Consider the following 7,568-nt stretch of genomic DNA (forward strand, 5'->3'; position numbering starts at 1 on the left):
GATGTTTTCGGTGTTGGCACCAGCCTGGTAACAGGTGCGCCCGACGGAGCGCTGGATGGCGTGTACAAGCTGGCATCCTCCGATGGAAAACCACGTATGAAAATATCGGAGACATTGCAGAAAGCCACATTGCCCGGTATAAAACAGGTACTCCGCATGATAGATGAACAGGGACAATTCTTCGGAGCGGATGCAATCGTACTGGAAGGAGAAGAACATGTAAGTACCATTCATCATCCTTTCGAGCCCGGAAAATCGTTACAGGTAGCCGGTTTCAGACAGGAACCCCTGCTGCAGCCAGTAATGGAGAACGGCAGGCAGCTCATACCATCCCCTTCACTCAACAGCATCGCACAATATTCTAAAACAAGGATGGCGCTGCTGCCGGCAGAATATAAACGCTTCGAATACCCGCATATCTATAAAACAAGTATCAGTCAGCAACTCCTGGACCTGCGGAACAGTATCATGACCGCCCATCAGGTAAAGTGATCTAAATTTCGTTTATACTAAAATGTTAGTTGAAAACCGCAAACTGCCACAGAGATGCAGTTTCCGGCAATTACGTATAAAAGACTATAATTTTCATTATTTTACTGCTCATGAGGGGTAAAAACAAGACCATCGCACTGATCAGTATCCTGGTGGTGGTGCTGATCTGGGGAAGTGCTTTCACGGTATCCAAAGTGGGCGTGACTGAACTGCCACCGTTGTTTCTCGCATTCATGAGAAATGCCGTGGCCAGTATTGTGCTGCTGCCCTTTTATCTGGTGGTCAAAAGCAAAGGACTGGCAAAGAAGGATCCTCCGCTTCCCTGGGGAAAGCTGGTGTTGCTGTCTTTAGTGGGTGTTACCTTCTTCTATGCATTCTTCAATATTTCGCTGACCTATACGGGTGCAGCCATGGGATCACTGATCCAGGGTATCATGCCATTACTGATCATTGTGCCCGCAGCTGTTTTTCTGAAAGAAAAGATCACGGGAAGGGTACTCACCGGCATCCTCATTTCTGTTGCAGGCGTTGTAATGGTTGGTTTTATCGGACAGAAAGATGATAAAGGAAGTATCCTCGGGAATATCCTGATGATGTGCTCCGTTTGCTGCTGGGCTGTGTATACCCTGATCTCCAGGAGCATGAACCATTATCATCCTGTGCCCATTACATTTTTCATTACATGCATCGGCACATTGCTGCTGATCCCTGGCGTATTGGTTGAAGGATGGGGTGAAGCCATTCCTGTTATCACTACCAACGGATGGATGGCCATCCTCTATCTCGGTATATTAAGCTCCGCCATTTGTTATATCCTGTATAATCAGGCACTCAAAACGCTGACAGCTGCGCAAGCCGGCAATTTCCTGAATCTGGATCCTGTGATCGGATCGGCCATTGCACTTATCTTTCTGAAAGAACATTTCAGTGGTCTCCAGTATGTGGGAGGCGCGCTGGTTTTACTGGGCGTATGGCTCAGTTCAGCCTCACCCAAAGAAGAAACAGTTAAACAATAATATAATGAAACCAGTATTCCAGGGCGGTATAAATATCGCCATCAAGATACCCAAACAGAAATATGAAGCCACAGTGGCCTTTTATAAGGAAACACTCGGATTGGAAGTAACGGAGAAGCCCATCACCAATCCTACCGTGAGCCGCACACATGAAGTGAAATTCGGTCCGAATATCATATGGCTCGACTGTGTTGACAATTACACCCATTCTGAAACCTGGCTGGAACTGAAAACCACCGATGTGCCTGTTGCAACGGAATATCTCGCCTCCCGGGGAACATATACCTGTGATGAGCTGGAAGAGATCCCGAAAGACATGCACTGGATCACAGACCCCGCCGGATCGGTCTTTATTCTATCCAAATCAGGTGTTTGATTTCCTGCAAAACTTGACTTTTGTTAGCTAATCGGCGCTATTATTGATGTGAGCTATTCTTCTTTCAACAAATCTATATCTTCATGACCTGTTGAAACAATGCTCACCTCAACCAGCGGACATGATCAAAGCGGAGAAGAAGGACAAACAGAAGGTAACGGATATACTAACAGATTCATTCTTCGATAACAGGAGCGTGAATTATGTGATACCTCAGGACCAGCGCAAGAGAGAGAAGATCGAAAAGCTGATGGCCTACTCATTTGATGTGTGCCATGCTTTTGGTGAAGTGTATCTCTCCGACTGCCGGCGTGCCTGTGCCCTGGTATTATATCCTGAAAAGAAGCGCACCACCCTTCAAAGCATCTGGTGGGACCTGCAACTCGCGGCTACCGTATTTGGTCTGACTAGGACCTTCAGGGTATTGAACCGTGAACAACTCATCCGGAAACACCATCCTTCCTTTCCATTCTTTTACCTTTGGTTCATTGGCGTGGAGCGCAACAACCAGCATGCAGGCATTGGCAGGCAACTGATGCAGGAACTGCTGCAACTCAGCCAACAACAGCAAAAGCCCGTTTACCTGGAAACCTCCACCCCGGAGAATGTACCCTGGTACCAGCAATTCGGGTTTGAAGTATACGCAGAAGAATCACTTAGCTACAAACTATATTTCCTTCGGAAATAATGTAATTATGCAGGCTGCCTGATCACCCTTCGATCTTCACAGGCCGTTTGGCATCGTCGATGGCCACCAGTGTGAAAGTTCCCGTGATGGCTTTATCGCGCTGCTCTGAATACATTTCCTCGATGTAAATATCCACCTGTACTTTCAGACTTGTATTTCCAACATGCACGATCTTTCCGATCAGTTCCACAATAGTGCCGCCTGGAATGGCTTTCTTGAAATCGATCTTGTCTGAAGAAACGGTTACCACTTTCTTCCTGCTGAACCGGGTGGCTGCAATGAATGCTACTTCATCCATCAGGTACATGGCAGTGCCGCCGAAGAGTGTATCGTAATGATTGGTGCTGTCAGGAAACACGGCTTTGAATATGCGCGTTTCCGCATTGGCGATCTTTTGTTCGCGTGTCATATGTAATAGCTTTAAACTGCGAAAGCATTCTGTAATCAGGCAAGTATCTGGCTCTCCTTATCGGTTAAGGATCACAGTTGCGCAACAGCCCGTGGATCTCACACGGTTCCTTATTAATGATCAACCAGAAGGTTGATCAACCTGAAACATTTGAAAAATGATAAAGAACAACGGTGCGAAGGTATTGAATTAATTGATGATGCTTTTGTTTTTCAGTGTTGACAACGTTGAAAAACATTGGTGGGGAATGGGGAATTCAGCTGCACTTGCAACGCTTGTCGTTTTGAGATTGTCAAGCCCATAAACCGACAAAACTTATTGTTATGCGCTTGCTACTATTCTGCACCCTTGCAGCTACTGCCCTATTCTCTTTCAGCTGCAGCAAAAAAAACAAAGAAGAGAAACTCTGTGGCGGAGCTTATGGCGAAACCCCGAGAATCCCGCTGCAGCCTTATGTGAATCCTCAGTGGGACCCTACGGGCAACCTGGTTGCCTTCAATCATATTCCTGTGAGTGAGTTAATGGACAATCCCTGCGGCCTTCCGTTTTTCGGAGGTAAGGGCGATTCGGCCGGGCTCTATCTCATCAAAAAAGACGGCACTGGTTTAACCAGGGTAACGGACAGGCCTTTGGAGAATCCGCAATGGTCGCCTGATGGCAAATGGCTGGCCTATAACCGGTCCGGCGAGATTCATCTTATTCCATTCAATGGTACCGCTTTTGATACAGCGGCAAAAGTGAAGATCACACCAACAGGACAGAATGCTACCTATGCCTGGTCGCCCGGCAGCGATTCTCTCTATTATCTCAATACCGCCAGTGTAAGCGCGAACTCCCAGGGGAAGTTCTATCGTGTAGCAGTTGACGGCACAGGCAACACTGTTGTGGGAGAAGGTGCGTACTATTTCTGCATTACTGACGACCGTATTTATTTCACGCAGGTCCGCGATATCTTTTCCACTAAAAAAGATGGAACAGATAAGCAACAACACACTACCGGTTCTGATTACAAATACTTTCCATCCGTATACAATGGAGTGCTCTATTATACATCGAATCTGAGCAGTCTCTGGTCCGTTGCTCCGGGTGGTGCGCCCATACTGCTGGAAGAGGGGGTACGTTCTTATGCTATTTCAGCAACCGGAGAGATCGTTTATGGAAAATTCCTGGCTAATACAGATGAAGCCAATCCGCAGAATGGCACGTTGTGGATGATGAATGCAGATGGGAGTAATAAGCGGCAGCTGACGTTTAATCATCATAAATAATGGCATTAGCAATACAAACTAAAAAGGACCTTTCGAGGTCCTTTTTAGTTTGTATTGCTATGGATAACATTTTATTTTCCTTCCTTTTCCAGTTTATCGATCCTTTTCAGGAGATCCTGCACAACCTGTTTCAGTTCCGCAACTTCCTGTCTGGTGGAATCCACCTGCTTATTTTGTGCGATGGCATGCAAAGTGAGCTCTTCTATTTTCTTTAAAAGAAGTGCCTGGTTGGCACTCAGTTCAATACCGTTCAATTCCACTTCTGCGGCAGCAGGTACTTCCGGAAGATGACCATGTTGACGGATATACTTTTCAACTTCCGGTAAAGGCATAAGTCCGTATCCTTTATTAAAAACATAGTCGGGCCATCCTGTTACAGTAACTTTTACTTTTCGGGTTACAATATCACCGTTAACGGAGAGCCTGCACTGTTGTGCTGTTTTGCCCATGGTAATATTTCCGTCGCTGCCTATGAGCATGCGTTCCTCGTTATTTGTAATGATCTGCAGTGCGTAATTATCCGTTGAACCTATCTTTTTTACAGCACCGGCACTATTCCCATCCAACGACCATCCACCTGTAACTCCGGCAACTGTTTGCCAGGTAGCGTTTCCGCCGGCATCAAGCTGAATTATTAAAGGATGGAATTTCAACTGTGAAGAATACCGGTATAAACGTACCGGTTTCCAATATTCCAAAAAATCAAAAATCCCGGCTCCATGAAGCGCCGGGATTTCTATCGATACATTGGCATTTTCCTATCACTGGTACACTCTCACATAATCCACTTCCATCGTCTGTGGCCAGATCGACTCATCAACGCCCATTTTTCCACCCCAGTTGCCGCCTACAGCAATATTCAGCAACAAATGGAAAGGCTGATCGAAGGGCCATTCTTTAAATGTCTTTTTCTCATTTTTAAACGAGAAATACTGTTCCTGGTCTACAAAGATTTTTATTTCGTTTTCATTCCATTCAAGTACATATACGTGAAAGGCATCTGACAGGTCATTGCGGTAGATGCTTTTGCCTTTCTGGGTTCCTATCACATGGTTGTATGCCTTGGTATGTACAGTTCCGAAAACGGAATCCGGCATATACCCTACATTCTCCATGATATCGATCTCACCGCTTTCAGGCCAGCCGCCATACTTCCAACCGGTAGACAGCATCCAGATGGCAGGCCATACGCCACGCCCTTTGGGCAGCTTGGCTTTTATCTCGAAACGTCCATACTTCCAGTCGCCTTTGTTTTTACTCACCAGCCTGGCGGAGGTATAATCCATATTTTCAAATTTCTCTTTGATCGCTGTGATGCTCAACACCCCGTTTTTTACGGACGCGTTTGCCAGTCTTTTTTCTGTGTAGTACTGTTTTTCATTATTTCCCCAGCCAGAGCCACCAACATCGTATCCCCATTTGGTGGCATCGGGTAATCCGGTGTAATCGAACTCATCGCTCCATACCAGTTTGGGTGTTTTGCTGGTGTCATCTTTCTGTGCTTTCATGCATAAGCAAAAAGACACTGCCACCGTTGTAAGAAGTATTGCAATCTTTTTCACATGTAAAATTTTAGTGGTGAACAATGAGACGAGGTCAAAAAAAATCCTGGCTTTACCGTTGCTGCAAAAATGCAGCAACGGTAAAGCCAGGGAGAACATGCATACTAATTAGAAAGATCTTTATTGGTAACCGGGGTTTTGATGCCCTTTCATTGCGGGATTCCGTCCGATAGCATTTAACGGAATTGGCAACAGGTAATTTTTGTTCTTGTCGAATGTCCATTGAGGAGCACCGGAAGGGATGGCATTGATCCTTTCATAAGTATAAGATCCCGGTGTGCCGGTTATTTTCATACCATGCATTACCTTATTGAGATTTACTTCAGCTATCTCCCAACGGATCAGATCGAAATAACGTTTACCCTCAAATGCCAGTTCAACTCTTCTTTCCCTGCGGATCAGCTCACGCATTTCTGCCTGTGTGGCTCCGGGGTATACCTGGGTAAAAGTCGGGATCTTAGCTCTTGTTCTGATCTCGTCCAATGCAGCGTATACAGTTCCATCGGGCCCTACTGCTTCATTCTGTGCTTCGGCATAATTGAGCAATACTTCTGCATACCTGAAGAAATAGTAGTTCTGGGAACTGGCGCCGCCCTGGAAAATATTAACGGTAGTGTCCATGCGCTTTTTAGTACAGTATCCTGTATTGGTATTATCGGTTGCGTCAGCCAGGTCAATGGCATTGTTTCCTGATCCTACAGCGCTTAAGAAGGGTACGCCGTTAAAGGTGTTGCCATTATACAGGATGGATTGTTTGAAGCGGGGTTCCCTGTTGGCATATGGATTGTCCTCGTCATAGCCTGAACCGGGATCAGTGATGGCCATACCGTTTGCCATCGCATATTGATCCACCAATTCCTGCGTAGGAGTGGAACCACCCCAGCTTAACCACTGTGCCCCCACGTTATTCGGGCCCTGAAAACCGATGATATTACTACCCTGTTTGATGGTCAGGTATTCACGGTAAAGAATTCCTTCATTGTTATTGTTGCCGGTGGTAAGGAAGAGCTCATCATATTTAGGATACAGCACATAACCCAATTGCATCACCTGTTTGTTGGTGGCCGCAGCAGTTGCCCACCTGGTTTTATCATTGGTTGGGTTATTACGTTTACTCGCATAAAAAACTTCAATCCATCCTTTAATGGTCAGCGCTGCTCCTTTTGTTATTTTACCGTGTCCACTGTTACCGTTATTGGCAGGCAGCAATGCTGCAGCTTCGCCCAGCTCTTTTTGCATGAAAAGGAATGTTTCATCAAAGCTGGCGCGGGGATGATAGATGGCTTCACCATCCGTTTTCTGATTATCCGGTTTGGTAATAACAGGAACGCCGCCATACAGCATCCACAACTGGTGATAGAAGAAAGCACGCAGTACCCTGGCCTCAGCCAGTTTCTGATCCTTGTAGCCTTGTGGAAGTTTTGAATTTGTAACTCCTTCGATAAATACATTACATTTTCTTACTCTCTTGTATAAAGTAGTCCAGTCGAGCCACATTGTAGCTCCTGACCAATCGTAATAAAGGACACTGGTAGAGTTAATGGTTGCCTTGTTCCTGGCTGTCTGGGAGCTTGTATTCCAGTTGAAGCCGGTCATCAGGTCATCTGTCCAGGAATCAAATGGCTCGAATATAAAATTATTAAGATCAGGCAGGTTGCTGTACACATCATTTAACACCAGGTCTGCTGCTGCTTCGGTAGCAAAGGCTGTTGCACTTGTTACTGCACCTGTATTAGGTACTTCCAGGAAATCATCTT

At 45.9% G+C, this 7,568-nt stretch carries 9 protein-coding genes and 1 riboswitch; of the genes, 5 read left to right on the forward strand and 4 right to left on the reverse strand.

Annotated features, from left to right (window positions below):
- The 4 genes from ACTHMC_RS06760 to ACTHMC_RS06775 form a co-directional block, all read left to right on the forward strand.
- The coding region (locus ACTHMC_RS06760; protein ID WP_440411990.1) for a hypothetical protein at positions 1–492 on the forward strand (492 nt) is incomplete at its 5' end.
- Positions 493–602: 110 nt separating this feature from the next.
- On the forward strand, positions 603–1,508 hold the full coding sequence (locus ACTHMC_RS06765; protein WP_440411992.1) for a DMT family transporter: 906 nt from the start codon (positions 603–605) through the stop codon (positions 1,506–1,508).
- A 4-nt stretch (positions 1,509–1,512) separates the two neighbouring features.
- On the forward strand, positions 1,513–1,884 hold the full coding sequence (locus ACTHMC_RS06770; RefSeq protein ID WP_440411993.1) for a hypothetical protein: 372 nt from the start codon (positions 1,513–1,515) through the stop codon (positions 1,882–1,884).
- A gap of 121 nt (positions 1,885–2,005) precedes the next feature.
- Positions 2,006–2,572, forward strand: a complete 567-nt coding sequence (locus ACTHMC_RS06775; RefSeq protein WP_440411995.1) for a GNAT family N-acetyltransferase — start codon at positions 2,006–2,008, stop codon at positions 2,570–2,572.
- A gap of 22 nt (positions 2,573–2,594) precedes the next feature.
- On the opposite strand, the gene ACTHMC_RS06780 is transcribed toward ACTHMC_RS06775, so the two are convergent.
- On the reverse strand, positions 2,595–2,981 hold the full coding sequence (locus tag ACTHMC_RS06780) for an acyl-CoA thioesterase (RefSeq protein WP_440411997.1): 387 nt from the start codon (positions 2,979–2,981) through the stop codon (positions 2,595–2,597).
- Between the two features lie 21 nt (positions 2,982–3,002).
- Positions 3,003–3,141, reverse strand: a riboswitch (cobalamin riboswitch).
- 163 nt (positions 3,142–3,304) lie between these two features.
- On the opposite strand from ACTHMC_RS06780, the gene ACTHMC_RS06785 reads away from it, so the two are divergent.
- Positions 3,305–4,249, forward strand: a complete 945-nt coding sequence (locus tag ACTHMC_RS06785; protein WP_440411999.1) for a DUF5050 domain-containing protein — start codon at positions 3,305–3,307, stop codon at positions 4,247–4,249.
- A 71-nt stretch (positions 4,250–4,320) separates the two neighbouring features.
- Here ACTHMC_RS06785 and ACTHMC_RS06790 read toward each other — a convergent pair whose 3' ends face one another.
- The 3 genes from ACTHMC_RS06790 to ACTHMC_RS06800 form a co-directional block, all read right to left on the reverse strand.
- Complete coding sequence (locus tag ACTHMC_RS06790) at positions 4,321–4,947, reverse strand: hypothetical protein (protein ID WP_440412000.1); 627 nt, start codon at positions 4,945–4,947, stop codon at positions 4,321–4,323.
- Between the two features lie 63 nt (positions 4,948–5,010).
- Positions 5,011–5,811: a glycoside hydrolase family 16 protein gene (locus tag ACTHMC_RS06795; RefSeq protein WP_440412001.1), complete on the reverse strand. Its 801-nt coding sequence runs from the start codon at positions 5,809–5,811 to the stop codon at positions 5,011–5,013.
- A gap of 120 nt (positions 5,812–5,931) precedes the next feature.
- Positions 5,932–7,568: RagB/SusD family nutrient uptake outer membrane protein (locus ACTHMC_RS06800; RefSeq protein ID WP_440412002.1), on the reverse strand; the 1,637-nt coding region annotated here is incomplete at its 5' end.

The organism is Pseudobacter sp. (assembly GCF_051955275.1).
In the GTDB taxonomy this organism is placed as follows: Bacteria; Bacteroidota; Bacteroidia; order Chitinophagales; family Chitinophagaceae; genus Pseudobacter.

What these genes read in the sequence shown, in the direction of transcription:
- ACTHMC_RS06785 (WP_440411999.1), top strand. Translation starts at nt 3,305, where the DNA reads ATGCGCTTGCTACTATTCTGCACCCTTGCAGCTACTGCCCTATTCTCT.
- ACTHMC_RS06775 (WP_440411995.1), top strand. Translation starts at nt 2,006, where the DNA reads ATGATCAAAGCGGAGAAGAAGGACAAACAGAAGGTAACGGATATACTA.
- ACTHMC_RS06780 (WP_440411997.1), bottom strand. Translation starts at nt 2,981, where the DNA reads ATGACACGCGAACAAAAGATCGCCAATGCGGAAACGCGCATATTCAAA.
- ACTHMC_RS06770 (WP_440411993.1), top strand. Translation starts at nt 1,513, where the DNA reads ATGAAACCAGTATTCCAGGGCGGTATAAATATCGCCATCAAGATACCC.
- ACTHMC_RS06765 (WP_440411992.1), top strand. Translation starts at nt 603, where the DNA reads ATGAGGGGTAAAAACAAGACCATCGCACTGATCAGTATCCTGGTGGTG.